Origin of the sequence: Mycobacterium sp. NPDC006124 (genome assembly GCF_040614235.1) — a bacterium.
GTDB lineage: Bacteria > Actinomycetota > Actinomycetes > Mycobacteriales > Mycobacteriaceae > Mycobacterium.
In genome coordinates this window covers 108274-132764 of sequence record NZ_JBEXUA010000009.1, presented here as the reverse complement: position 1 = coordinate 132764, position 24491 = coordinate 108274, and the positions used below count along the sequence as shown (strand labels likewise).

General features: G+C 68.3%; 23 protein-coding genes. 6 read left to right on the top strand and 17 right to left on the bottom strand.

Annotation, left to right across the window (positions count from 1 at the left end):
* Positions 1-12 precede the first annotated feature (12 nt).
* A complete protein-coding gene (locus tag ABZ195_RS19395; RefSeq protein ID WP_355220596.1) occupies positions 13-1110 on the top strand; it encodes a zinc-binding dehydrogenase in 1098 nt (365 codons plus the stop codon).
* A 100-nt stretch (positions 1111-1210) separates the two neighbouring features.
* A complete protein-coding gene (locus ABZ195_RS19390; RefSeq protein WP_355220681.1) occupies positions 1211-2131 on the top strand; it encodes an alpha/beta hydrolase in 921 nt (306 codons plus the stop codon).
* On the opposite strand, the gene ABZ195_RS19385 is transcribed toward ABZ195_RS19390, so the two are convergent.
* A complete protein-coding gene (locus ABZ195_RS19385) occupies positions 2121-3473 on the bottom strand; it encodes a flavin monoamine oxidase family protein (RefSeq protein WP_355220594.1) in 1353 nt (450 codons plus the stop codon). The two genes, ABZ195_RS19390 and ABZ195_RS19385, sit on opposite strands and share 11 nt — an antisense overlap.
* A 136-nt stretch (positions 3474-3609) precedes the next feature.
* Here ABZ195_RS19385 and ABZ195_RS19380 point away from each other — a divergent pair, with 136 nt between their 5' ends.
* On the top strand, positions 3610-5115 hold the full coding sequence (locus tag ABZ195_RS19380; RefSeq protein WP_355220592.1) for an NAD(P)/FAD-dependent oxidoreductase: 1506 nt from the start codon (positions 3610-3612) through the stop codon (positions 5113-5115).
* Positions 5116-5256: 141 nt separating this feature from the next.
* Positions 5257-5424 carry a hypothetical protein gene (locus ABZ195_RS19375; protein WP_355220590.1) on the top strand — a complete coding sequence of 56 codons (168 nt, stop codon included), beginning with the start codon at positions 5257-5259 and terminating at the stop codon, positions 5422-5424.
* Positions 5425-5780: 356 nt separating this feature from the next.
* Here ABZ195_RS19375 and ABZ195_RS19370 read toward each other — a convergent pair whose 3' ends face one another.
* Positions 5781-6896 carry a hypothetical protein gene (locus tag ABZ195_RS19370; protein WP_355220588.1) on the bottom strand — a complete coding sequence of 372 codons (1116 nt, stop codon included), beginning with the start codon at positions 6894-6896 and terminating at the stop codon, positions 5781-5783.
* Positions 6896-8035 carry a phosphotransferase family protein gene (locus ABZ195_RS19365; protein ID WP_355220586.1) on the bottom strand — a complete coding sequence of 380 codons (1140 nt, stop codon included), beginning with the start codon at positions 8033-8035 and terminating at the stop codon, positions 6896-6898. The genes ABZ195_RS19370 and ABZ195_RS19365 overlap by 1 nt, the downstream gene beginning before the upstream one ends.
* 41 nt (positions 8036-8076) lie before the next feature.
* Here ABZ195_RS19365 and ABZ195_RS19360 point away from each other — a divergent pair, with 41 nt between their 5' ends.
* Together ABZ195_RS19360 and ABZ195_RS19355 are read left to right on the top strand one after the other, a co-directional pair.
* A complete protein-coding gene (locus ABZ195_RS19360; protein ID WP_355220584.1) occupies positions 8077-8679 on the top strand; it encodes a TetR/AcrR family transcriptional regulator in 603 nt (200 codons plus the stop codon).
* A gap of 66 nt (positions 8680-8745) precedes the next feature.
* On the top strand, positions 8746-9084 hold the full coding sequence (locus tag ABZ195_RS19355; RefSeq protein ID WP_355220583.1) for a hypothetical protein: 339 nt from the start codon (positions 8746-8748) through the stop codon (positions 9082-9084).
* On the opposite strand, the gene ABZ195_RS19350 is transcribed toward ABZ195_RS19355, so the two are convergent.
* The 14 genes from ABZ195_RS19350 to ABZ195_RS19285 all read right to left on the bottom strand — a co-directional run bounded on the left by ABZ195_RS19350 (position 9081) and on the right by ABZ195_RS19285 (position 24490).
* Complete coding sequence (locus ABZ195_RS19350; RefSeq protein WP_355220581.1) at positions 9081-9479, bottom strand: VOC family protein; 399 nt, start codon at positions 9477-9479, stop codon at positions 9081-9083. The two genes, ABZ195_RS19355 and ABZ195_RS19350, sit on opposite strands and share 4 nt — an antisense overlap.
* A gap of 63 nt (positions 9480-9542) precedes the next feature.
* The gene (gene nuoN / locus ABZ195_RS19345) at positions 9543-11111 is read right to left on the bottom strand and encodes an NADH-quinone oxidoreductase subunit NuoN (RefSeq protein WP_355220579.1); all 1569 of its coding nucleotides are present in this window, start codon (positions 11109-11111) and stop codon (positions 9543-9545) included.
* Positions 11108-12664 (bottom strand): NADH-quinone oxidoreductase subunit M, encoded by a 1557-nt coding sequence (locus ABZ195_RS19340; protein WP_355220577.1) that lies wholly within the window; start codon positions 12662-12664, stop codon positions 11108-11110. Before ABZ195_RS19340 ends, nuoN begins: the two co-directional genes overlap by 4 nt.
* Positions 12661-14547, bottom strand: a complete 1887-nt coding sequence (gene nuoL / locus ABZ195_RS19335) for an NADH-quinone oxidoreductase subunit L (protein WP_355220575.1) — start codon at positions 14545-14547, stop codon at positions 12661-12663. Before nuoL ends, ABZ195_RS19340 begins: the two co-directional genes overlap by 4 nt.
* Positions 14547-14846, bottom strand: coding sequence for an NADH-quinone oxidoreductase subunit NuoK (nuoK, locus tag ABZ195_RS19330; RefSeq protein ID WP_056555671.1), 300 nt, complete (start codon positions 14844-14846; stop codon positions 14547-14549). The genes nuoL and nuoK overlap by 1 nt, the downstream gene beginning before the upstream one ends.
* Positions 14843-15604 (bottom strand): NADH-quinone oxidoreductase subunit J, encoded by a 762-nt coding sequence (locus ABZ195_RS19325; protein ID WP_355220572.1) that lies wholly within the window; start codon positions 15602-15604, stop codon positions 14843-14845. The genes nuoK and ABZ195_RS19325 overlap by 4 nt, the downstream gene beginning before the upstream one ends.
* Entirely contained in the window at positions 15601-16155 is a 555-nt protein-coding gene (gene nuoI / locus ABZ195_RS19320; protein ID WP_355220570.1) for an NADH-quinone oxidoreductase subunit NuoI, read from the bottom strand. The genes ABZ195_RS19325 and nuoI overlap by 4 nt, the downstream gene beginning before the upstream one ends.
* A complete protein-coding gene (gene nuoH / locus ABZ195_RS19315; protein ID WP_355220569.1) occupies positions 16148-17380 on the bottom strand; it encodes an NADH-quinone oxidoreductase subunit NuoH in 1233 nt (410 codons plus the stop codon). Before nuoH ends, nuoI begins: the two co-directional genes overlap by 8 nt.
* Positions 17377-19776 (bottom strand): NADH-quinone oxidoreductase subunit G, encoded by a 2400-nt coding sequence (locus ABZ195_RS19310; protein ID WP_355220567.1) that lies wholly within the window; start codon positions 19774-19776, stop codon positions 17377-17379. Before ABZ195_RS19310 ends, nuoH begins: the two co-directional genes overlap by 4 nt.
* Positions 19773-21086: an NADH-quinone oxidoreductase subunit NuoF gene (gene nuoF, locus ABZ195_RS19305; RefSeq protein ID WP_355220565.1), complete on the bottom strand. Its 1314-nt coding sequence runs from the start codon at positions 21084-21086 to the stop codon at positions 19773-19775. The genes ABZ195_RS19310 and nuoF overlap by 4 nt, the downstream gene beginning before the upstream one ends.
* Positions 21083-21931, bottom strand: coding sequence for an NADH-quinone oxidoreductase subunit NuoE (gene nuoE / locus ABZ195_RS19300; RefSeq protein ID WP_355220563.1), 849 nt, complete (start codon positions 21929-21931; stop codon positions 21083-21085). Before nuoE ends, nuoF begins: the two co-directional genes overlap by 4 nt.
* Positions 21928-23244, bottom strand: a complete 1317-nt coding sequence (nuoD, locus tag ABZ195_RS19295; protein WP_355220561.1) for an NADH dehydrogenase (quinone) subunit D — start codon at positions 23242-23244, stop codon at positions 21928-21930. The genes nuoE and nuoD overlap by 4 nt, the downstream gene beginning before the upstream one ends.
* Complete coding sequence (locus tag ABZ195_RS19290; protein ID WP_355220559.1) at positions 23244-23936, bottom strand: NADH-quinone oxidoreductase subunit C; 693 nt, start codon at positions 23934-23936, stop codon at positions 23244-23246. The genes nuoD and ABZ195_RS19290 overlap by 1 nt, the downstream gene beginning before the upstream one ends.
* Positions 23933-24490: an NADH-quinone oxidoreductase subunit B family protein gene (locus ABZ195_RS19285; protein ID WP_355220557.1), complete on the bottom strand. Its 558-nt coding sequence runs from the start codon at positions 24488-24490 to the stop codon at positions 23933-23935. The genes ABZ195_RS19290 and ABZ195_RS19285 overlap by 4 nt, the downstream gene beginning before the upstream one ends.
* Position 24491: the final 1 nt, after the last annotated feature.

Sequence of the window (24491 nt, the reverse complement as noted above, 5' to 3'; positions counted from 1 at the left end):
TAACATCGCCCGGTGATCAACGCACGAGCGGCGGTACTACTCACCGAGCAATCCCAACCCGAACTGGTAGACGTCGAGGTCCGGGCCCCGGTCGAGGCGGAGGTGCTCGTGCGGGTCGACGCCGTCGGCATCTGCCACACCGACGTCAGCGTCGCCGCGCGATGGCCCGCGCGCAAGCTGCCGATGGTGTTCGGTCACGAGGGCGTGGGCACGGTGGTGGAGGCGGGACCGCGGGCCCGCGTCGACCCGGGGTGCCAGGTAATCCTCACCTTCGCCAGCTGCGGACGTTGCGCCAGCTGCGCCGCCGCCGAGCCGGCGTACTGCGATCACGCGACCACGCTGAACATGCGGGGCGACCGCGCCGATGACACGAGCGCTCTGCGCCTCGGCGGGATTCCCCTGCGGGGCGGCTTCTTCGGCCAGTCCAGCTTCGCCACGCACGTCCTGGCGGGGCCGTCCAACGCCGTGGTGCTCGACGACCCGCTCGACCCGGTGCTGGCGGCGCCCCTGGCCTGCAGCGTGCAGACCGGCGTCGGGACGATCCTCAACGCCGCGGCCGCCGGGGCGGACGACGTCGTGGTGGTCTTCGGCGCCGGCGGCGTCGGCCTCTCTGCGGTCATGGGCGCGACGATCGCCGGCTGCCGCACGATCGTCGCGGTCGACCCCAATCTCGAACGACGCTCGGTGGCAACGGAACTGGGTGCGACCGCGGTTCTCGACCCGACCCACGGCGACGTCGTGTCGCAGCTGGCCGACCTGACCGGCGGCGGAGCCACGATCGCAGTGGACACCACCGCCCTGCCCGCGGTGATCGCCACCGCGCTGGCAGCGTTGCGGGCCCGCGGCACCCTGGCGCTCGTCGGCCTGGGTGCCCTGACCGCCGAGCTGCCGGTGGGACTGATCATGGCCCGGGGGTTGCGGGTTCGCGGCGTCGTGGAGGGCGACAGCGACCCGCACGCGTTCATCCCGCGGCTGGCCGAACTGACCCGCCGTGGCGAGTTGCCGCTGGAGAAGCTGGTCACGCGGTTCGCCTTCGACGACTTCGGCGCCGCGTGGGCCGCCGCGGTGTCGGGCACGGCGATCAAACCCGTGCTCACCATGCCGCGCTGACGTGGCGATCGCTACACTTTCATGCGCCGTCGGCAAAGGTGCCGCGGAGATCGGAGCGCACGTGAGGACGAGCTCGAGGCGGCTGGCAGTACTGGACCAGATGCCACGCGGCCGGGTCGTCGAGGTTCATTCGGCCGACGGCACCCGGATCCACACCGAGGTCTTCGGCCCGCAGGACGGCCGCCCCATCGTCTTGGCGCACGGCATCACCTGTGCCATCCGGGTGTGGGCCAACCAGATCGTCGACCTCTCGGCGGACTACAAGGTCATCGCCTACGACCACCGCGGGCACGGCCGCAGCGGCGTACCCCCACTTCGCGGCAGACGCAGCAACTACGGTCTCGACTTCCTCGCCGCCGACCTCGACGCCGTGCTGGCCGCGACCCTGGCTCCCGGCGAACGCGCCGTGATCGCCGGCCACTCGATGGGTGGCATCGCCATCTCGTCGTGGTCCAGGCGCTACCCGCACCGGGTTCGGCAGGTCGCCGAGGCCGTGGCGCTGATCAACACCACCACCGGCGATCTGCTTCGCGACGTCGACCTGCTGCAAGTGCCACCGGCATTGGTCGGTGGCCGCGTGCGTGCGGCCGGACTGCTGCTCAAGAGGCTGGGCGCCGCGCCGCTGCTGCCCGGTTCGATTCAGCAGAGCCGCCGCTTCGTGGCCGCCCTGGCGGTGGGTCGCCGCGCCGATCCCGCGATCGCGGACTTCGTCTTCGAGTTGTTCGCTCAGACGCCGCCCGCCGGTCGTGGCGGCTGGGCCCGGGTGCTCGTCGACTCCGTTGGCTCCCGGCACATCTCGCTGCAGAACCTGACCGTGCCGACCCTGGTCATCGGCAGCAAGGACGACCGCCTGCTGCCCATCGGGTCCTCGCGGCGCATCGCCGCCGACGCTCCCAACCTCGCGTCGATCGTGGAGTTGGACGGCGGGCATTGCGGAATCTTGGAACAGCCCGGCGAGGTCAACCGACTGCTGCGTCAACTGCTCGAGGCAGGAGCGCAGGAGCGGCGGATCAGTTCGTAGTGAGATATCCGGCCACCTCGGTGGCCGCACGCCTGCCCGACCGCACCGCCCCGTCGAGGAAGCCCGTCCACCGGTCCTCGGTCTCCGTGCCCGCCCAGAAGATCGACCCCACCGGCTCGCGCAGCCGCGGGCCGTACGTCGTCCACGACCCGGGCGGCACCGCGGCGGTCGGACCACCGGGCGCGAACGCCTCGGCGCTCCATCTGTGGTCGAGGTAGTCGACGGGGTTCTTGGCGGCCTCGCCGAACAGGTTCGCGAAACACTGCAGGGCCCGGGCGCGGCGCTCCTCGGGTGCCAACGGGTCGAAGGTTCGGGCGTCGGTGAAGCCGAGCAGGACGCCCGGGCCGGTGTCACTCGGGCTGACGTCGAAGGTGATGAACACCGGGCCGTCGTCGGACAGGGCCTCACCCGACTGGCCTGCGGAGCGCCAGAACGGCGTCTCGTAGGCGGCGTAGGCCTTGCTCAGATTGCCCAGCGGCCAGTGCCTGGCCAGCTCGCCGGCGTCGGCGGGCAGGGCGGGGTCGAAGGCGATGCCGTCGCGGTGTGCCGGCGGGATCGCGACGACGACGGCGCGCGCGGACACCGCCTCGGCGGAGGTGTGCACGGTGACGCCGGAGGCGGTGTGCTCGATGCGTTCGACCACGCTGCCGAGGCTGACGCGGTCGTCGAGTTGCTCGGCCATGCGCGTGGCGATCTGCTGGGTGCCGCCGGGGAAGCGGTCCTGCTGGGCGCCACCCTTGACGTCGAGCATCGGCCCGAGCCCGCCGGCCGCCTTGATGTAGTGCACGGCGTGCAGCATCGACACCTCGTCGAGTTCGCATCCCCAGGTCACCCGCGACATGATCGCCATCAGATCCCTGGTGCTCTTGCCCGCGTGCACCGACCGCAGCCACCCCTCGACGGTCAGGTGGTCGAGCCGGTCGGCGGTCGGGGCCGTCCACGGCGCACCCAACCGAATGTGCTTGCCGAGCCTCTCGAAGCGCCACTGGATGCGCGAGACGTCGAGCAATTCGAGGATCGACAGCTTCGGGATGGTGCTGCGGTAGGACCTGACGCGCCCGCGCCACCGGATCAGATTCTTTCCCGCGTCGTACGTGGGCGTCGTCGCGCAGCCCAGTTCGGCGGCCAGTTCGAGCACCGCGGTCTGGGTCGGGCCTACGAAGGTGGCGCCCAGGTCGACGGGCACACCGGCGACGGTCGTGGTGTGCGATCGTCCGCCGACGCGGTCGCGGCCCTCCAGTACCCGCACTCGGTGACCGGTCGCGGCGAGCGTGCGCGCGGCGGTCAGTCCGGCGAATCCGGCGCCCACGACGACGACGTCGAGGCTCGGTGACGTGCTCACCTCCCTAGGCTCTCACGGTGAGGATGTGGGCAGCCAGAACCCACTGCGGCGACGTCACTGGACCGGATCGTCGACGCGCTTGGCGACCGACGCCCTATCGTGGGGCTGGTACGGGGCAGGACCAAGGAGGCTCAGGATGGACGACCAGGCGGAATACTCGGATGTGCTGATCATCGGCGCCGGCATCTCGGGGCTCGGCGCCGCGTACCGCATCCACGAACGCAATCCCCACCTCGGCTACACGATCCTGGAGCGGCGCGAGCGCATCGGCGGCACGTGGGACCTGTTCCGTTACCCGGGCATCCGCTCTGACAGCGACATCTTCACCCTCAGCCTGCCCTTCGAACCGTGGACCAGGCCGGAGAACGTGGCCGACGGCGGCGACATCCGCGAGTACCTCACGAATGCGGCCCGCCACCACGGCATGGACCGTCACATCCGATTCGGAACTCAGGTCGTCTCGGCGGAGTGGGATTCCGGCACCGACACCTGGACGTTGCGCACGCAGTCGTCCGACGGTTCGGCCAAGCTCTACCGCGGCCGCTTCGTGTTCTTCGGCACTGGTTACTACGACTACGACGAGCCGTACCGACCCGAGTTCCCCGGCCTGGATGACTTCGAGGGTGAGGTGGTGCACCCGCAGTTCTGGCCGGAGTCGCTGGATCACGCGGGCAAGCGCGTCATCGTGATCGGCAGCGGGGCGACGGCCATCAGCCTCGTCCCCGCGCTGGCCAAGACGGCCGCCCACGTCACGATGCTGCAGCGCTCGCCGACGTACATGATGTCCATGGCCCGGGTGGACCCGATGGTGCAGGCGATCCGGAAGATGCTGCCGCGCAAGCTGGCTCACAGTGTGGTGCGAGCCCGCAACGCTGCCTTCTCCGTGTTGTCGTTCTTCGTGTTGCGCGCGGCGCCGAAGTTCGGCCGGTGGCTGATCAGGAATCGGACCATCGCCGCGCTGCCCGAGGGTTACGACGTCGACGTGCACTTCAAGCCGCGCTATGACCCGTGGGATCAACGGATGTGCCTGGTGTTGGACAACGACCTGTTCGACGACATCGGTGACGGCCGCGCCGAGGTGGTCACCGACCACGTCGACCACGTGGACGCCACCGGCATCGTGCTGCGGTCGGGCAGGCACCTGGACGCCGACCTCATCGTGACTGCCACCGGGCTGCAACTGCAGGCCCTCGGCGGGGTGACACTGGTGGTCGACGGCGTGGAGATCGCGCCGACCGATCGCTTCGTCTACAAGGAGCACCTGCTCGAGGACGTGCCCAACATGGCGTGGTGCATCGGATACACCAATGCCTCGTGGACGCTGCGCGCCGACATGACCGCCCGAGCGGTCGCGAAGTTGTTGGCGTACATGGACTCTCGCGGATACACCCACGCCTACCCGCACCTGGGAGCGGTCCACATGCAGGAGAAGCCGACGTTCGACCTCAAGGCCGGCTACATCCAGCGCGCGCCGCACGCGTTGCCCAAGTCGGGTGTGCGTCGGCCGTGGAACGTGCGGCACAACTACGTGCTGGATCTCATCGACCACAGATTCGACCGCATCGAGGAGTCCATGGTGTTCGGGCGTGCCCCGGCCCAGCCCGCGCAGAAGCCCGCGACCGAGCAGGCGCAGCCGGCCTAGTCGTCTCGGCGGCGCCACCATTCCCTCGAGACATAAGCGGTGGTGACGACACGCCGCGGGGCGTCGCCTTGGCTTATGTCTCGCGGCGGCGGGGCGTGAGCCCATGGAATGAAACCGCCCGCGGTCGTCGTTGAGACATGCATGAAGAAGTTCAGCATCGCCAGCATCGTCGCCTCCGGATTCGCCGCCGCCCTGTTCGGGCTGGCCGCACCCGCGAGCGCCGACATCGATCATCACCAGTGGATCAACGACATTCAGCAGCGCGCCACCGTGGGCCAGGTCACCTCGACCGTCGGCAACGGCCGCTGACCCACGCTCGACCACGAAGGGGCACCCGTGATCCGGGTGCCCCTTCGTCATGTGGCGAGCGCTCGTAGACGAGTTCGAGATAGCGACGGGTGCGGTCGAACCGGCGTAGCTCATGGACTCGGACCATCGGCCGCGTTCTGTGGGCTTTCGGCCGCGATCCGTGCGGCGCGGTCCTGATGACGGTGCCGGTCGTCGCGTCCACCAGATCGCCGAACATGGCCCAAGATTACGGCGCAGGACTGACGAAAGTCGTTCCGCTACAAGCATTCTGTGGATAACCATCAGACTGTGGACAACCCGCCCAGACGCCCAGAATCGTCAGAGCTGCGTGCTAGTGAGCCGACCGGTTCAGTGCATCAGTCCGCCACGGAGAGCCAATCCGTGAAGCCCGAGGGATCGTGACGGCCCAGCGCGCCGTGCTCGAAGAGCCCCCAGCCCTCGACGGGTGCGCCGTCGGCTTCGGTGCACAGCGCGCGGCCGACGTGGTCGATCACGCCGAATGCGGCGCGCCCGACGACGGCCGGGTCGGTCATGTCATAGGTCAGCCGCTCGGCGAACCGCTCACCCCTCCAGAGCCCGTGGACCCAATCGGGGTCCCCGCCGTAGCCACCGCCGACGTGGATCGGCACGGGCAGTTTGGACTCCACCTCGACGTGCACGGACGAACCGTCCAGGGCCGTGGCGTCGATGGTGGCACCGGTCGGGATGCGGGTGCCGGATGTGTAGTGGACCTTGACGCGCGGCCACCCCAGCTGTTCGACGCGGCCGTCCTTCCAGATGCGGGTGCAGTCGTTGAGCGAGCGGAAGCCGCTGGGTTCCTCCTGAATGATCAGGACGATGGAGAAGTCGTCGAAGGCCATGGGCACGTAGAGCCACCACATGCCCTCGAACGGCGGATCCGACGGCCGCCCGGCGGGTTCGGCTTCGCCGATCGGACGAATGCCCCAGGAGCGGTCGCGGGACCCGATCCACACCGCGGGGTCGACGGTGATCTCCTCACCGTCGACGACGAGGAGGCCACTCCAGGAACCCAATTGGGCGAATCGTTGCGCGTCGAGGGTGACGCGGTTTCCCGTGCGCATGACGTGCGGCTGCTCTTGGACGACATCGCACAGCCCGTTCCAGGTGAGGTCGAGTGCCATTCCCTCGGTCTCGTCCATGACGATGCGCAACTGGCGCAGGGGTTCTGGCACCTCGACGCGGTACCCGAGCACGCGCTGGTCGAGCCGGTCCTGGTCGATCGCATCGGAGACGTGCACGGCGGTCTGCACGTCACCGCGGCGTAGGAGCACGAAGGCGTCCTTGACCCCCAGATTGGGGTAGTACCCGATGCCCGTGATGAGGAAGATCTCGCCGGTGCGGTCGTGGGCGTTGAAGTAGGACCGGTCGTAGAAGTTGCGGTCCGACGGTCCTGGCCAGGCGATCGGCTTGGCGATCTGGTGGACGGGGAATTCGTCCATGGGTCCCAACATCATTCGTCTCCTTCGATGAGGCGCTCGAGCAGCGACGCATGGTAGAACAGCGACTCGACGTCCTCGGGCTTCTCGATCTCGCCGAAGCGCACCCGGCGGGCGCTCGTCCGCATGAACACGCAGCACCAGATCACGCCGGAGTAGACGTAGAACCACCGAAGGTCGCCAAGGGTGGTGCCGGTCAGTTCCTCGTAGGTCGACCGCACGTCGTCCTCGCGCAGAACGTCCGGCAGCCCCGGGAGGCCGGCGAGACCGGCGAGCTCCTGAAAGACCATGTGCGCGAAGATCAGCCACGCGACATCGAGTTCGCGGGGTCCGACGGTGGCCATCTCCCAGTCGAGGACGGCGATGGGTCGGAAGTCCTCGTAGAGCACGTTGCCTACGCGAGAGTCACCCCACGCCAACACCGGTGTGGTTGCCGCGACGTCGTCGGGGAAGTTGCGCTCCAGCCAGGCCAGGGCTCGTTCGACCAGGGCTGAGCGCCCGATGTCGGGGACGGCGAAGTCATACCAGTCCTTCAACCAGCCGAAGTGGCGTCGTAGTGGGGTGTCACCCGGCGGGTCGACCTCGGTGAGAAAGCCGAAGGTGTGCGCCGCGTCGGGTATGGAGTGCAGCTTGGCGAGCACGTCGACGGTGGCGTCCTGCAGTTCGCGGCGACGCTCGGCGGGGGCGTCGGCGAACCAGTTGCCGCCGAAGGTGTACGGCATGACGTCGGGTGGCACGACGCCGTCCACGTGGTCCATCAGGAAGAAGGGGGTGCCGAGTACCTCACCCGTGTCCTCCATCCACCGGACGCGAGGCACGGGTACGTCGGTCAACTCGCCGACCAGTCGGATGACGTCGAATTGGTGGTCGAGCCGATACGTCGGGAAGACGGGAACGTCGGCGGCGCTGGGCGCCACGCGGGCCACCCACTTCTGCTCGGTCGGCAGACCGTCCTGCTCCCACCGTCCCGTCAGGATGATCGTCTCGGAGGACATTCCGTTCGCGTCGACCCCGCTCTCGACGGCGACCTCCGGTGCGGCACCACCCGGAAGGACGCTGGCGAGCCACTGCGACATCACCGCGGGCAGCGTGCTGTTGTCGCGGGAGGTGTGCTGGAGGCGGCTGACGTCTTCGACAGCCGGTTCGTTGGCCACGGTTTACCCCTTCGGACAATTACGATACGGTGAGTAGCGTTATGAAAGCAGACTCGGGTGAGGTTGTCGAGACCCCGAACGTGGGGCGCCCGCGCGATCCACGCATCGACGCCGCCATCCTGGGGGCGGTCGCAGATCTGCTCGTCGAGGTCGGCTACGCGAACCTCACGATGGCCGCGGTTGCCGAGCGGGCGGGCACCACGAAGACGGCGATCTACCGTCGGTGGTCGAGTAAGGCCGAATTGGTGCACGAGGCAGCGTTTCCCGTGACCCCCACCGCGCTGGGCGCACCCGAGGGCGACATCACGGGCGACGTCCAGGCCATGGTCGCCGCCGCCCGCGACGTGTTCACCAGTCCGGTCGTCCGCGCGGCGCTGCCGGGTCTGATCGCCGACATGGCCGACGACCCCGAACTCCACGCCCGCGTGATGAGTCGTTTCGTCGGACTGTTCGGCGTGGTCCGCGAGCGTCTGGTGCACGCCGTCACCCGCGGCGAGGTGCACCGGGACGTCGACCCCGACCGGTTGATCGAGATCATCGGCGGCGCAACGCTTCTGCGACTACTCCTCGACCCCTCGGGCACTCTGGACGACGCCTGGGTGCGGCAGACCGCCGCCATCGTCGTCCACGGCGTGAAGTCCTAGGCCCACACCCTCGGGTTGACTCCGTCGACCCACGCCACCACGGGTCGAACCAGTACCGTTGTCGCCATGTACGTGCAGCTGACCCTGAACGACGAGGACGGGGTGCCCGAGGTGTACTCCACGCCGCCGTGGACCGATGACGCCGACGGGCGGGCGGAGACGGCCAGAGTCGTCGTCGACCCCGTGGGTCGCCCGGACGGCGACCGGGCCGGCGTCCTGCTGACGATGACGATCGGCGAGGCGCTGGTGCTGGGCCGTCGCATCACCGAGATCGCCGAGCGGGCGGCCGAGGGCCACTTCAGTCAGCGCGGCACGCAGTGGCGCAAGGAGGTCCAGGACCGCAAGCGCCGCGAGGCGTGGAACGTCCTGATGGCCGGTTCCGACGAGGACTCGGCGGACGGCTAACCGAGCGGCGCGAAGAACTCCAGAGCCGAACCGTCGGGGTCCCGGAAGCTCAGCCCGGAGCCATAGGGCGCGTCGACGATTCCACCGTGCTCGACGCCCAGTTCATCCAGGCGGGTCACCCACTCCTCGAGATCGGCCCGGGAGGCGCAGCCGAACGCCACGTGGTCCAGGCCGACGCGAAACTCGCTGAACCTCTCGTCGGGCGCGGCCTGGGTGTGCTGGTGAATGCCCAGCAGGGTGTCGCCCGGAAGTGCCCACACGACGTGCCGGTAGCCGGCATCGGTGTCCTCGTCGATCAGCGGATCGGTTCCGATGAGCTGGCGGTACCAGGGTGCACTGACCCCGAGGTCACGCACGGTCAGGGCGACGTGGGTCAGGGCGGGAAAGGTGGGCATCTGAGTTCTCTCCTTCGTCGGATCGATCACCTCTGACACGACACGACGGGTCGGCCGGTTCACCTAGCGGACGAACTGGTGGGCGGAGTTCACCAGGTCGAGGATCGGCTGTGGCAGCGCACCGAGTGCCAGGGTGATCGCGGCACTGAGCGTCACCGTCGCCATGCTCAGCGCGCTCGGCACCACCACCGTCGGGCCGTCCTCGGGCGGGTCGGTGAAGAACAGCAGCACGATGACCCGCACGTAGAAGTAGGCGGCCACGGCACTCGCACAGACGCCGACGATCACCAGAGGTGTGGCACCGCCCTCGGCCGCGGCCTTGAACACCGCGAACTTGCTGACGAAGCCACTGGTCAACGGAATGCCCGCGAAGGCCAGCAGGAACAGCGAGAACACCACCCCCACCAGGGGATGGGTCCGACCGAGCCCCGCCCACCGGAGCATGTTGGTCTCCTCCTCCCCAGCGGCGTTGCGGACGACGCTGACCACCGCGAAGGCGCCCAGGGTGCTGAAACCGTAGGCGAAGAGATAGAACAGGGTCGCGGACACACCGCTGTCGGTCAGCGCGATGACTCCGGTGAGGATGAAGCCGGCGTGGGCCACCGACGAATAGGCCAGCATCCGCTTGACGTCGCTCTGCGACACCGCGGTCACCGTGCCCACCACCATCGTCAGGATGGCGATGCCCCACATCAGCGGACGCCAGTCGGCCCGGAAGTCGGGCAGCGCGACGTAGAAGATGCGCAGCATCGCTCCGAACGCGGCGATCTTGGTGGCCGCCGCCATGAAGGCGGTGACCGGCGTCGGTGCGCCCTGGTACACGTCGGGGATCCACGAATGGAACGGCACCGCACCGACTTTGAACAACACACCGACCGACAGCAACCCGATGCCGACCAGTGCCATGCCGGTGTCAGCGGAGGTTTGTTCTCGGATGCCGCTGAGACTCAGCGCGCCGGAGTACCCGTACAGCAGGGCGATCCCGTACAGGAAGAACGCCGAGGAGAACGCGCCAAGCAGGAAGTACTTGAGCGCGGCCTCCTGGGACAGCAGTCGCTGCCGCCGCGCCAGCCCACACATCAGGTACAGCGGCAACGAGAACACCTCGAGCGCGACGAACATCGTCAACAGGTCGTCCGACGAGCCGAACAGCATCATCCCGCCCAGCGCGAACATCGTCAGCGGGAAGATCTCGGTCTGCGCGAGGCCGGCCTTGGTGGCCATCTTCTCGGCGACGCTGCCGGGCACGGTCGACGCCATCGGCGTGCACGCGTCCAGACCGCCGGCGCCCTCGTTCGCGTCCACCTCGGAGGCGATCCGCCGCTCGGCGATCAACAGCGTGCCGAGGATGCCGATCGTCAACAGCGTGCCCTGCAGGAAAAGCGCGGGCCGATCGACGGCAACCGCACCCATGACGGCAATCCGGCCCACCGACGAGCCGAGCCCGACCCACTGGACGACCACCGCGACGAGCGCCGCGATCTGTCCGCCGACCGCCAACGCCAGTTGTACGGGATACCGCGTGGCGCGGGGCAGGAACGCCTCGACCAGGACGCCGAGCACGGCGACGCCCAGGACGATCAGCATCGGCGACACCAGTGCGTACTCGACGGTGGGTGGGGTGATCGTCACTGGCCGGGTCTCCCTTCGGCGACGCGGGGCGCCGGATCCTGCTGACCGATCGTCGACAGTGTGTGACCGACGGCGGGGTCGACGACGTCCAGGACCGGTTTCGGATAGATGCCGAGAATCAGGAGCAGAGCGATCAGCGGAGCCACCACCAGGAGTTCGCGCGGCACCAGGTCCCGCAACTTCTCGTTGCCCGTCGCGACCGGCCCGGTCATCATGCGCTGATACATCCAGAGGATGTAGATCGCGGAGAGCACCAAGGCCGACGATGCCAGGACCGCGAGGGCGGGATAGGTGGTGAACGTCCCGAGCAGCACCAGGAATTCGCTGATGAACGGCGCGAGCCCCGGCAGCGAGAGGGTCGCCAATCCGGCGACGAGGAACGTGCCCGCCAGTACGGGCGCCACCTTCTGCACACCACCGAACGACGCGATGGCTCGACTTCCCCTGCGCGACACCAAGAAACCTGCGATCAGGAACAGTGCCGCGGTCGAGATGCCGTGGTTGACCATGTAGAGCGTCGACCCGGTTTGACCCTGCGTCGTCATCACGAAGATGCCCAGGATGATGAAGCCGAAGTGCGAGATCGACGTGTAGGCGATCAACCGCATCACATCGGTCTGCCCGATCGCGACGATGGCGCCGTAGACGATGCCGATCACCGCGAGCGTGATGACGAACGGCCGGAACGTGATCGACGCGTCGGGGAACAGTTGCAAACAGTAGCGGAGCATGCCGAACGTGCCGACCTTGTCGACCACGGCCATCATCAACACCGCAGTGGCGGGCGTGGACTCCACGGCCGCGTCGGGCAGCCAGCGGTGGAACGGCCACAGCGGTGCCTTGACCGCGAACGCGAACATGAAGCCCAGGAACAGGGCGTTGAGCACCGCCGGGTCGACGTCGAGCGACCCGTTGGCGACGGCGGCCACGATCGCCCGGAAGTCGAATGTTCCTGCGGCGAAGGCGTCGCTCTTGGCGGTCGCCACGTACAGCCCGATGACCGCAGCCAGCATGATCAGGCCGCCAAACAGGTTGTACAGGAGGAACTTCACCGCTGCCTTGGACCGCTGAGCCCCGCCGAACCCGCCGATGAGGAAGTACATCGGGATCAACATCGCCTCGAAGAACACGTAGAACAGCAGCACGTCCAAGGCCGTCAGCGAGATCAGCACCATGCCCTCGACGGCGAGGATCAGCGCGAGGTAGGCGTGCGCGGATCTACCGTGATCACCGGCGTCGTTCCAGCCGGCGACGATGAGCAGGGGCACCAGGACCGCGGTGAGCACCACCAGCGCCAGCGCGATGCCGTCCAGGCCCAGCACGTACCCGGTGCCGAACGAGGGGATCCAGGCATGGTCCTCGACGAACTGATACTGCGCGCCCGCCGGATCGAAGGTGAGAGCCAGCAGGACCGTGATCGCCAGTACGGCCACCGACAGCGCGAGCGCCAGGTACTTGGCGAGATGGCGTGCGGCGGCGGGCAACAGGATCACCACGGCGGCACCGAACATCGGCACGGCCCACAGCAGCGACAGCCACGGCATACCGCTCACCACACCTTCACCGCCAGAATCGCGGCGACGACCAGAGCGGCACCACCGAGCATGGACAAGGCGTAGGAGCGCGCGAAGCCGGTCTGCAGCTGCCTCAACCGCTCCGAGGCGCCGCCGACCAGGGCGCCGAGACCGCGGGACACGTCGTCGATGCCTTCGTCGTCGATCTCGACCAACCCCGTCGTCAGCAGCTGACCACCGCGCATCAGCACGTCCTCGTTCAAGGCGTCACCGTAGAGGTCCCGGCGGGCGGCCACGGTCAACGCGGAGACCTTCTCCGGAGCCACCTCTGGGATCGCACGCATGGCGTAGAGGCGGTAGGCGATCCCGATGCCGACGGCCACGACGACGAGCGTGACGGTGGTCATCAGCCACACCGGGATCGCGTGCGGTGCCTCCGGGTGCGCACCGACGACGGGTTCGAGCCACTGCTCGAGGGTGCCGCCGACGGCCAGCAGCGCTCCGGCGCCGACCGATCCGACGGCCAGCACGATCATGGGTGCGGTCATGCTGGCCGGTGACTCGTGGGGGTGGGCGTCGGGTTTCCAGCGCTTCTCCCCGAAGAACGTCATCAGCATCACCCTGGTCATGTAGAACGCCGTGATGCCGGCCCCGAGCAAGGCTGCCCCGCCGAGTAGGGCTCCCTTGACACCGCCTGCGGCGAAGGCGGTTTCGATGATCGCGTCCTTGGAGAAGAAGCCGGCGAACGGCGGCACACCCATGATGGCGAGGTACCCCAGGCCGAAGGTGACGAAGGTGATCGGCATGACCGTGCGCAGGCCGCCGTAACGGCGCATGTCGGTCTCGTCGTCCATGCCGTGCATCACCGACCCGGCGCCGAGGAACAGCCCGGCCTTGAAGAAGCCGTGGGTCAGCAGGTGCATGATCGCGATCGCATAGCCGGCCGGACCGAGGCCCGCGGCGAGCACCATGTAGCCGATCTGGCTCATCGTCGACGCGGCGAGCGCCTTCTTGATGTCGTCCTTCGCGCAACCGATCACGGCGCCGAACAGCAGGGTGACCGCGCCGACGATCACCACGCCGAGACGGGCGTCGGGCGCCAGATCGTAGATGGGCCCGGACCGCACGATGAGGTACACGCCGGCGGTGACCATCGTCGCGGCGTGGATGAGCGCCGACACCGGCGTCGGACCCTCCATCGCGTCGCCGAGCCACGACTGCAGCGGCACCTGCGCGGACTTGCCGCACGCGGCCAGCAGCAACAGCAGCCCGATGGCCGTCAGAGCTCCCTGCGGCATCGCCCCGGCCGCCCCGAACACGCCTGCATAGGACACGGTGCCGACTTGGGTGTACATCACCATCAGGGCCAGCGCCAGACCGATGTCGCCGACCCGGTTGACGACGAAGGCCTTCTTGGCGGCGGTCGCGGCCGACGGCTTGTGCTGCCAGAAGCCGATCAGCAGGTAGGACGCCAAACCGACGCCCTCCCAGCCCATGTAGAGACCGAGGTAGTTGTCGGCCAGCACCAGCAGCAGCATCGCCGAGACGAACAGGTTGAGGTAGGCAAAGAATCTTCTGCGGGCGGCGTCCTCCTTCATGTACCCGACGGAGTACAGGTGGATCAAGAACCCCACGCCGGTGATCAACAGCACGAAGCACACGGAGAGCTGGTCGAGCTGCAGTCCGAAGTCGACGCGCAACTGCCCCACGGGCACCCAGGTGAAGAGGTGCTCGTGCACCCCGCGGTCCTCCGCGGGTGCGTCGAGCAAGCCGACGAACAGCACGACCCCGACGATGAAGGACCCCAACACCGTGGCGCAGCCCAGCAGATGCCCCCACGCGTCGGTGGCCTTGCCGCCCAGCAGGAGGACCGCCGCGCCGAGCAGCGGTAGCACGATCAGCAGCCAGATGGGAGCCGCCACTAGTGCCTCAGCAGGTTCGCGCCGTCGACCGAGGCGGACTGCCTGGCCCGGAAGATGGTCATGATGATGGCCAGCCCGACCACGACCTCGCAGGCTGCGACGACCATCGTGAAGAACGCCACGACTTGACCGTCGAGGTGCCCGTGCATGCGGGAGAACGTCACGAAGGCCAGGTTCGCGGCGTTGAGCATGAGCTCGACGCACATGAACATCACGATGGCATTGCGGCGCAACAGCACTCCCGCCGCGCCGATGGTGAACAGCATCGCCGACAGATAGAGGTAGTTCGCCGGATTCACGAGGACGCCCCGTTCTTGGAGGCCATGGTGCGCGGGGGCAGGATGCCACTGACCGAGGTCGCCGCGTCGGAGCCGTCGGGCAGTCGGGCCGCCACGTCGACCGCGTTGTGCCTCGCGTACACACCGGGATTGGGCATCGGCGTCGGATGTCCGCCGGGTGCGAAGCGCTCCGTGGCGAGTTCGCGTTGGGTCTTGCGACGGTCGAGGCGCTCACGATGCGTCAGCACCATGGCAGCCAGGGTCGCCGTGATGAGCAGCGCACTGGTCAGTTCGAACGCCCAGAGGTAGCGGACGAAGATCAGCGCGGCCAAGCCCTCCACGTTGCCTCCGGCATTTGCCTCGGCGAGTCCGGTGAACCCGCTGACCGAGACGTTGCCGACGCCGGCGATGAGCAGGATGCCGAACGCCGCGCCCGCCCCGATGGCCGCGATGCGTTGGCCGCGAATGGTTTCCACCAGGGAGTCGGCGGAGTCCACGCCGATCAGCATCAGGACGAACAGGAACAGCATCATCACCGCGCCGGTGTAGACGACGACCTGGACGACCCCGAGGAACAGAGCGTCCTGGGCGATGTAGAGGACGGCGAGCACGATCATGGTGCACGCCAGGAAGATCGCCGAGTACACCGCCTTGGGTGCCGCGACGACGGCGACCGCCCCGAGTACGGCGAGAGTACCGAGCACCCAGAACGTAACGGCCTCCATCGTCGAGGTGCGGTAGATGGTCTCGGCTGCAAGGAACGTCAATTCGCTTGTCACAGCGTCACTTCCTTGGGCCGCACGACGGGCATGCCGAGGGACGTGATGTTGCCGCGGTAGTAGTCCTCGTCGGTGCTGCCCGGGGCCATGGCGTGCGGCGGTGCCGTCATCTCCGGCGTGAGCGGCGCCAGCAGTTTGGCCTTGCCGTAGATGAGGTCGGCACGGTTGTCGTCGGCCATCTCGTAGTCGTTGGTCATGGTCAGCGCGCGGGTGGGGCAGGCCTCGATGCAGAGGCCGCAGCCGATGCACCTCAGATAGTTGATCTGGTAGACCCGGCCGTACCGCTCACCGGGGGAGAAGCGCTCCGCCTCGGTGTTGTCGGCGCCTTCGACGAAGATCGCATCAGCCGGGCAGGCCCAGGCGCAGAGTTCGCACCCGATGCACTTCTCCAGGCCGTCCTCGTATCGGTTGAGTTGATGCCGGCCGTGGTAGCGCTTGGCCGTCGGCCCGGGCTTCTCGGGGTACTGCTCGGTGACCGGTTTCTTGAACATCGTCGAGAACGTGACGGCGAAGCCGGCGAGGGCGTCGACGAGGTGTGGCCGCTTAGACATCGGCGGGCTCCTTGGCGGGGATGGGCGGCACCGGGAAGGCGCCCGGTGCGGTCGAGGGAGGGTCGGCGAGCCGCTGGGGACGGTTTCGTTTGTGCCGCACCGTTCGCCACAGGTAGACCAGCAGCAGCACCGCGACGAACGCGCCGGTGGCGACGAGGACGACGGCCAGGCCGTCGTACCCTTCGTTGCGCAGCGTCCGCACCACGGCAACGGTCATGATCCAGCCGAGCGAGATGGGGATGAGGATCTTCCACCCCAGCCCCATGAACTGGTCGTAGCGCAGGCGCGGCAGCGTCGCCCGCAGCCACATGAACCCGAACAAGAACGTCCAGACCTTGAGGGTGAACCACAGCAGTGGCCACCATCCGGAGTTGGCGCCGTCGATCATGGCGAACGGCCACGGCGCCTGCCAACCGCCGAGGAACATCGTGGTGGCCAGTGCGGCGACGGTGGTCATGTTGACGTACTCCGCGAGCATGAACATCGCGAACTTGAGCGAGGAGTATTCGGTGTGGAAGCCGCCGACCAGTTCGCCCTCGGCCTCTGGCAGGTCGAACGGCGCACGGTTGGTCTCGCCGACCATCGAGACGGCATAGATCACGAAGGACGGCAGCAGCAGGAAGACGTACCACAGCCCCTGTTGCCTCGCCACGATCTCCGAGGTCGACATGGTGCCCGCGTACAGGAAGACCGCAGCGAAGCACAACGCCATCGCGATCTCGTAGGAGATCACCTGCGCGCTGGAGCGCAATCCGCCCAGTAGGGGATAGGTCGACCCGGATGCCCAGCCCGCCAGCACGATTCCGTAGACGCCGATCGACGTCACCGCCAGGACGTAGAGCACCGCGACGGGCAGATCGGTCAGCTGCAGCGGGGTCTGCGTACCGAAGACGCTCACCAGACCGCCCATCGGTATCACCGCAAACGCCATGAACGCGGGGATGACGGCAATGACCGGTGCGGCCAGGTAGATCGGTTTGTCGACCCCGGCGGGGATCAGGCCCTCCTTCAGGGCCAGCTTGACCCCGTCGGCCAGACTCTGGAGCAGCCCGAAGGGTCCAACGCGGTTGGGGCCGAAGCGCATCTGCATACGGCCGAGGATCTTGCGTTCGAGCAGGATCGCGACGAGCACGGTGAGCAACAGGAACACGAAGATGCCCAGCGACTTGGCGATCACCAACCACCAGGGGTCGTGACCGAAGGAGCTCAGGTCGGGATAGGTCATGCTCCATCACTTCCTGCTGCGACGTCCACCGTCGCCCCCGGGGCGACGCCGAGCGCCGTGTTCACCTGCGAGCCGGGTGAATTGAGCGGCAGCCACACGACTCCGTCGGCCATCTCAGTCATCGAGAGCGCCAACGTGACCGCGCCCCGGTTGGTCGACACGGTGACCTGCTGCCCGTCGTGGGCGCCAATGCCGGCGGCCGTCGAGGGGGACAGCCGGACCACCGGCGTCCTCGCCGTACCTGCCAGATGTGGCTCACCGTCCTGTAACCGGCCGGCGTCGAGCAACATTCGCCAGCCGGCCAGCACCGCCCGCCCCGGCTGCGCTGGCGACGATGCGGGGACGGGCACGTTCGGCGCGTCTGCCCGGGTGCCTTCCCAACTGCCGATTCGTTGAATCTCGGCGCGCGCGTCGGCGGCGTCGCGCAGGCCGAGGTGAACGCCGACCTCCTCTGCCAGGGCGGCCAGGACCCGGGAGTCCGACGTCGCCGACGGTGGTAGCGCGGGCTCGAAGGACCGGGCGCGACCCTCCCACGTGACGAACGTGCCCGACTTCTCGGTCACCGGGGCGACGGGGAACACGACGTCCGCGCGTTCGGTGACGGCACCGTGGCGCAGTTCGAGGCTGACCACGAACGGGGCGGCGTCGACCGCGGCCACGGCGGCGGTCGGGTCGGGTAGGTCGGCGATCTCCACGCCGGCGACGAGCAGCGCGCCCAGTGAGCCGTCCGCAGCCGCGGCCAGGATGCCCGCCGTGTCGCGGCCAGACTGGGAGGGCAGGTCGTCGACGTTCCAGGCCGCCGCCATCTCGGCGCGCGCCGCGGCATCGGCGACCGGTCGGCCGCCGGGCAGGAGGTGCGGTGTCGCACCGGCTTCCAGCGCGCCGCGCTCACCGGCGCGTCGCGGGACCCACCCGATTCGGGCCCCCGTGCGCTCGGCGAGCCGCAGCACCGCGGAGTACGCCCCGGGTGCCGTCGCAAGCCGTTCGCCAACCAGGATGACGGTGCCCGCGTCGACGCCGTCCCCCAGCGCGTCGAGGGCGGCGGCCTCCTCGCCCGGCACGGTGGTGACGAGGGTGCCATTCATCTTCTGCAAGCCCCGGCTGGCGAACGGCGCGATCGAGGTGACCGCCAGGCCGCGCTTACGGGCCGCCTTGCGCAGGCGCAGGTAGACGATCGGCGACTCCTCTTCGGGTTCGAAGCCGACCAGCAGCACCGCGGACGCGGCGTCGAGGTCGGCGTAGGTGACCGACATCGGGCGTCCGGCGACGGCCGCGGCGAGGAAGTCGGCCTCCTCCGCGCTGTGGGCTCGGCTGCGAAAGTCGACGTCGTTGGTGCCCAGCACGATTCGGGCGAACTTGGCGTATGCCCAGGCGTCTTCCAGGGTCAGCCGGCCGCCGACCAGTACTCCGGTGCGCGGGCCCGCCGCGGTGAGCCCTGCGACGGCGACGGCGACGGCCTCCGACCACGACGCCGGGCGCTGGCTGCCGTCGGCCTCGCGGATGAGCGGCGTGGTGATGCGGTCACCCTGGGTGGCGTAGGTGAAGGCCCACCGACCCTTGTCGCAGTTCCACTCCTCGTTGACCGTCGGGTCGTCGCCCGCGAGGCGGCGCAACACCCGCCCGCGGCGGTGATCGGTGCGTTGCGCGCAGCCCGAGGCGCAGTGCTCGCACACGCTGGGGGTCGACACCAGGTCGAACGGCCGGGCGCGGAACCGGTAGGCGGTGCCCGTCAGCGCGCCGACCGGGCAGATCTGAACGGTGTTGCCCGAGAAGTACGAGTCGAAGGCCGCCGCTTCCCCGCCCGGGGCGATGCCGACCTGCTGCAGTGCGCCCCGTTCGAGCAATTCGATGAACGGGTCGCCGGCGATCTGATTCGAGAACCGGGTGCACCGTGCGCACAGCACGCAGCGTTCGCGGTCCAGCAACACCTGCGCCGACAGGTTGATCGGCTTGGGAAAGGTGCGCTTGACGTCGGTGAAGCGAGTGTCGGCCTGGCCGTTGGACATCGCCTGGTTCTGCAGCGGGCATTCGCCGCCCTTGTCGCATACGGGGCAGTCCAGGGGGTGGTTGATCAGCAGCAGTTCCATCACGCCGTGCTGAGCCTTCTCCGCAGCCTCCGACGTCAGCTGCGTGCGGACGACCATGTCCGGGGTGACGGTGATGGTGCACGACGCCATCGGCTTGCGCTGGCCCTCCACCTCGACGAGGCATTGGCGGCAGGCGCCGACGGGGTCGAGCAACGGGTGGTCGCAGAACCGGGGGATCTGGATGCCCATCAGCTCCGCGGCACGAATCACCAGGGTGCCCTTGGGCACGCTGATCTGGTGGTCGTCGATGGTCAGGCTCACCATCTCGACGTCGGTGGCAGGCGCGGCCTCGTCCTCTGCGGTCGTCACGCGGTAGCTCCTTCCGGTGCGGCCAGCATCGAGGCGTGTGGGTCGAAGGGGCACCCACCCTCGACGTGTGCGATGTATTCGTCGCGGAAGTGGTTGAGCGAGGACATGATCGGGCTCGCAGCGCCGTCGCCGAGCGCGCAGAACGACTTGCCGAGAATGGCCTCGGCGATGTCGAGCAGCTTGTCGACGTCGTCGGCCCGGCCGGTACCGTTCTCCAGGCGCTCGTAGATCTGAGCCAGCCAGTAGGTGCCCTCGCGACAGGGTGTGCACTTGCCACAGGATTCGTGGGCGTAGAACTGCGTCCACCGGCGCACGGCCCGCACGACGCACGTCGTCTCGTCGAAGATCTGCAGCGCCTTGGTGCCCAGCATCGACCCGGCCTTGGCGACGTTCTCGTAATCCAGTGGCACGTCGAGGTGTTCGGGTGTCAGCAGTGGCGTCGACGACCCGCCCGGCGTCCAGAACTTCAGTTCGTGCCCCGCGCGTACCCCGCCGGCGTAGTCGAGCAGTTCGCGCAGCGTGATGCCTAGCGGCGCCTCGTACTGGCCCGGGGTGGTGACGTGACCCGACAGCGAGTACATCGTGAAGCCCGGCGACTTCTCCGATCCCATCGACGTGAACCATTCGACACCGCCGCGCACGACGGCGGGCACGCTGGCGATGGACTCGACGTTGTTGACCACCGTCGGACAGGCGTAGAGACCGGCGACGGCGGGGAACGGCGGTCGCAGCCGGGGCTGGCCACGCCGGCCCTCCAGTGAGTCCAGCAGCGCCGTCTCCTCACCGCAGATGTAGGCACCTGCGCCGGCGTGCACCACCAGGTCGAGGTCGAATCCCGAACCGAGGATGTCGGTACCCAGCAGGCCTGCCTCGTAGGCCTCGGCGACGGCGGTCTGCAGCCGCCGCAGCACTGGCAGCACCTCACCACGCACGTAGATGAACGCGTGCCGGGCCCGGATCGCGTAGGCCGCGATGATCGCGCCCTCGACGAGCACGTGCGGGGTGGCCATCATCAGCGGAATGTCCTTGCAGGTGCCGGGTTCTGACTCGTCGGCGTTGACCACCAGGTAGTGGGGCTTGGCCGCCGCGCCGTCGGTGCCTTGCGGAATGAACGACCACTTCTGCCCCGTCGGGAAGCCCGCACCGCCGCGGCCCCGCAGCCCGGAGTCCTTCACCAGGGCGATGACGTCGTCGGGCGCCATGTCGAGCACCCTGTCCAAGGCCTGGTAGCCGTCGTGGCGGCGGTAGGACGCCAGCGTCCACGACGAGGGCTCGTCCCAATGTTGGCTCAGCACCGGTGTCAACGTCACGAGCGCGTCCCGTTCGTCGGCGGAAGGTCGGCTCGTGGGCCGGGAGCCGGCTCGTTGCGGACGGCCTGCTCGGTCAAGGCGTCGTCGTCGGGTCCGGCGGCCGTGGAATGGGATTCCCCGGGGGTGGGCGCCGACATGCCGCGCTCGCGGGCGATCCGCAGCCCGGCCAGCGTGGCGTCACCCGCGGTGGGACCGTCGTTGGCGCCCGGTCGCGGGTCGGGGAATCCCGCCAGGATGCGCGAGGTCTCCCGGAAGGAGCACGGCGTACCGCCTCGGGTGGCGGACACCGGTGTGCCCGAGCGGAGATCGTCGACCAGGTTGCGGGCCGAGGCCGGTGTCTGGTTGTCGAAGAACTCCCAATTCACCATGATCACCGGTGCGTAATCGCACGCCGCGTTGCACTCGAGGTGTTCGAGGGTGACCTTTCCGTCGGCGGTCGTCTGTCCGGCGGGCAGGTCGAGGTGTTCTTCGAGGACCTCGAGGATGGCGTCGCCGCCCATCACCGCGCACAGCGTGTTGGTGCAGACCCCGACCAGGTACTCGCCGGTCGGGGTGCGTCGGTACATGGAGTAGAACGTGGCCACGGCGGTCACCTCGGCGGGGCTGAGGTTCAGTCGCGACGCGCAGAAGGCGACTCCGGCCGGAGTGAGGTAGCCGTCGTGCGCCTGCACCAGGTGCAGCAGCGGCAGCAGTGCCGATCTGGGCTCGGGGTAACGGGCCACGATCTGGGCGGCGTCGGCGGCCAACCGCTCGGTGACCTCCATCGAATAGGACTGTGGCCCCTGGGAAATGGGCGGTCCCGGCTCGTCCGGGCGTGGCCCGAGGTGCAGGTCGATCAAGGTCATCTGTCCACCCCGCCCATCACCGGGTCGATCGACGCCACCGCCGCGATCGCGTCGGCCACCATCCCGCCCTCGCACATCGCCGCCACCGCCTGCAGATTGGTGAACGACGGGTCTCGGTAGTGCACCCGGTAGGGCCGTGTCCCGCCGTCGGAGACCATGTGCACCCCCAGCTCGCCGCGGGGCGACTCCACGGCGACGTAGACCTGGCCCGCCGGAACGCGGATGCCCTCGGTCACCAGCTTGAAGTGGTGGATGAGGGCCTCCATCGAGCCGCCCATGATCTTGGCGATGTGGTCGGGGGAGTTGCCGAGCCCGTCGGGTCCGAGCTTCAGGTCAGCCGGCCAGGCCAGCTTCTTGTTGGTGATCATCACCGGTCCGGGCTTCAGCCGGGCCATGCACTGCTCGACGATCTTCAATGATTCGCGCATCTCCCGCACGCGGATCATGTAGCGGCCGTAGGCATCGCACTCGTCGGTGGTGATCACGTCGAAGTCGTAGGTCTCGTATCCGCAGTACGGCTGGGCGCGGCGCAGATCGTGCGGCAGACCGGTGGAGCGCAGACACGGGCCGGTGACGCCCAACGCCATGCAGCCGGTCAGATCGAGGTACCCGATGCCCTGGGTGCGCGCCTTCCAGATGTAGTTCTCGTTGAGGAGGTCTTCGAGGTCGGTGAGCTTGGCAGGCATGGTCGCCAGGAGTTCCTCGATCTGCGGGATGGCCTCGTCCGGCAGATCCATGGCGAGGCCACCCGGCCGGATGTAGGCATGATTCATGCGCAGCCCGGTAATGGTCTCGAAGACCGACAGCACCTGTTCGCGACCGAGGAAGCCGAAGAACATCGCCGACATGGCGCCCAGTTCCATGCCACCGGTGGCCAGGGCCACCAGGTGGCTCGAGATCCGGTTGAGCTCCATCAGCATCACCCGGATGACACTGGCGCGTTCGGGAATCTCGTCGGTGACGTCGAGCAACTTCTCGACCCCGAGGCAGTACGCCGCCTCGTTGAAGAAGGGCGACAGGTAGTCCATCCTCGTCACGAACGTGACGCCTTGCGTCCAGTTGCGGAACTCCAGGTTCTTCTCGATCCCAGTGTGCAAGTAGCCGATTCCGCAGCGGATCTCGGTGATGGTCTCACCCTCGATCTCGAGGATCAGGCGGAGGACGCCGTGGGTGGAGGGATGCTGAGGCCCCATGTTGACGACGATGCGCTCACCGGCGACGGCGCCGTCGCGAGCCGCATCGACGACGTCCTGCCAGTCTTCACCGCCCACCGTGACGACGGTCTCCTGAGGCGGGTTCGTGGGCTTGGCCATCAGTTGTAGGACCTCCGCTGGTCGGGCGGTTGGATTTCGGCGCCGTGGTACTCCACGGGGATGCCGCCCAGCGGGTAGTCCTTGCGCTGCGGGTGACCCACCCAGTCGTCGGGCATCTCGATGCGGGTGAGCGACGGGTGCCCGTCGAAGACGATTCCGAAGAAGTCATACGTCTCACGCTCGTGCCAGTCGGTGGTCGGATACACCGAGAACAGTGACGGCACATGCGGATCGGCGTCCGGGGCGGCGGTCTCGACGCGAATCCTGCGATTGTGGGTGATCGACATCAGCGGGTAGACGGCATGCAACTCGCGATCCTGGTCGGCCGGATAGTGCACCCCGGAGACCCCCAGGCACAGTTCGAATCGCAGCGCAGCCTCGTCGCGCAGCGCCCGGGCCACGGCCACCAGATGCTCACGCCGCACGTCGAGGGTCAACTCGTCGCGGAACACCACGACGCGCTCCACGGCCGCGGCGAAGACCTCGTCGCCGAGGGCGGCGGCCAGCCCGTCGACCACCTCGTCGAAGTAACCGCCGTACGGGCGCGGAGAACCACCCGGAAGCGCCACCTCGCGCACCAGGCGGCCGTAGCCCGAGGTGTCGCCGCTTCCCTTGACGCCGAACATGCCGTGTCGCTGGCCGATCTTCTCGGGCCCGTCGGGTCGGGCGCCGTTGCCCTCGGCGCCCGTCATGACCGCAGCAGCCCCTTGAACTCGATCGTCGGCCGCGACGCCAGGGCCGCCTCCTCGGCGGCGGCGATGGCCTCGGCCCGGTTCACGCCCAGCGGCATCTCCTGAATCTTGGCGTGCAGCATCAAGATCGCGTTGAGCAACATCTCCGGACGGGGTGGGCAGCCGGGCAGGTAGATGTCGACCGGAACGACGTGGTCGACCCCCTGCACGATGGCGTAGTTGTTGAACATCCCGCCCGAGGAGGCGCACACCCCCATGGCCAGAACCCATTTGGGCTCGGCCATCTGGTCGTACACCTGGCGCAGCACCGGCGCCATCTTCTGAGTGACCCGGCCGGCGACGATCATCAGGTCGGCCTGCCGCGGCGTCGCCGAGAACCGCTCCATGCCGAAGCGGGCGATGTCGAAACGAGGGCCAGCCGTCGCCATCATCTCGATGGCGCAGCATGCCAGGCCGAACGTGGCGGGCCAGAGTGATCCCTTGCGCACGTAACCGGCGACCTTCTCCAAGGTGGAGAGCAAGATGCCGCCGGGCAGTTGTTCCTCGAGTCCCATG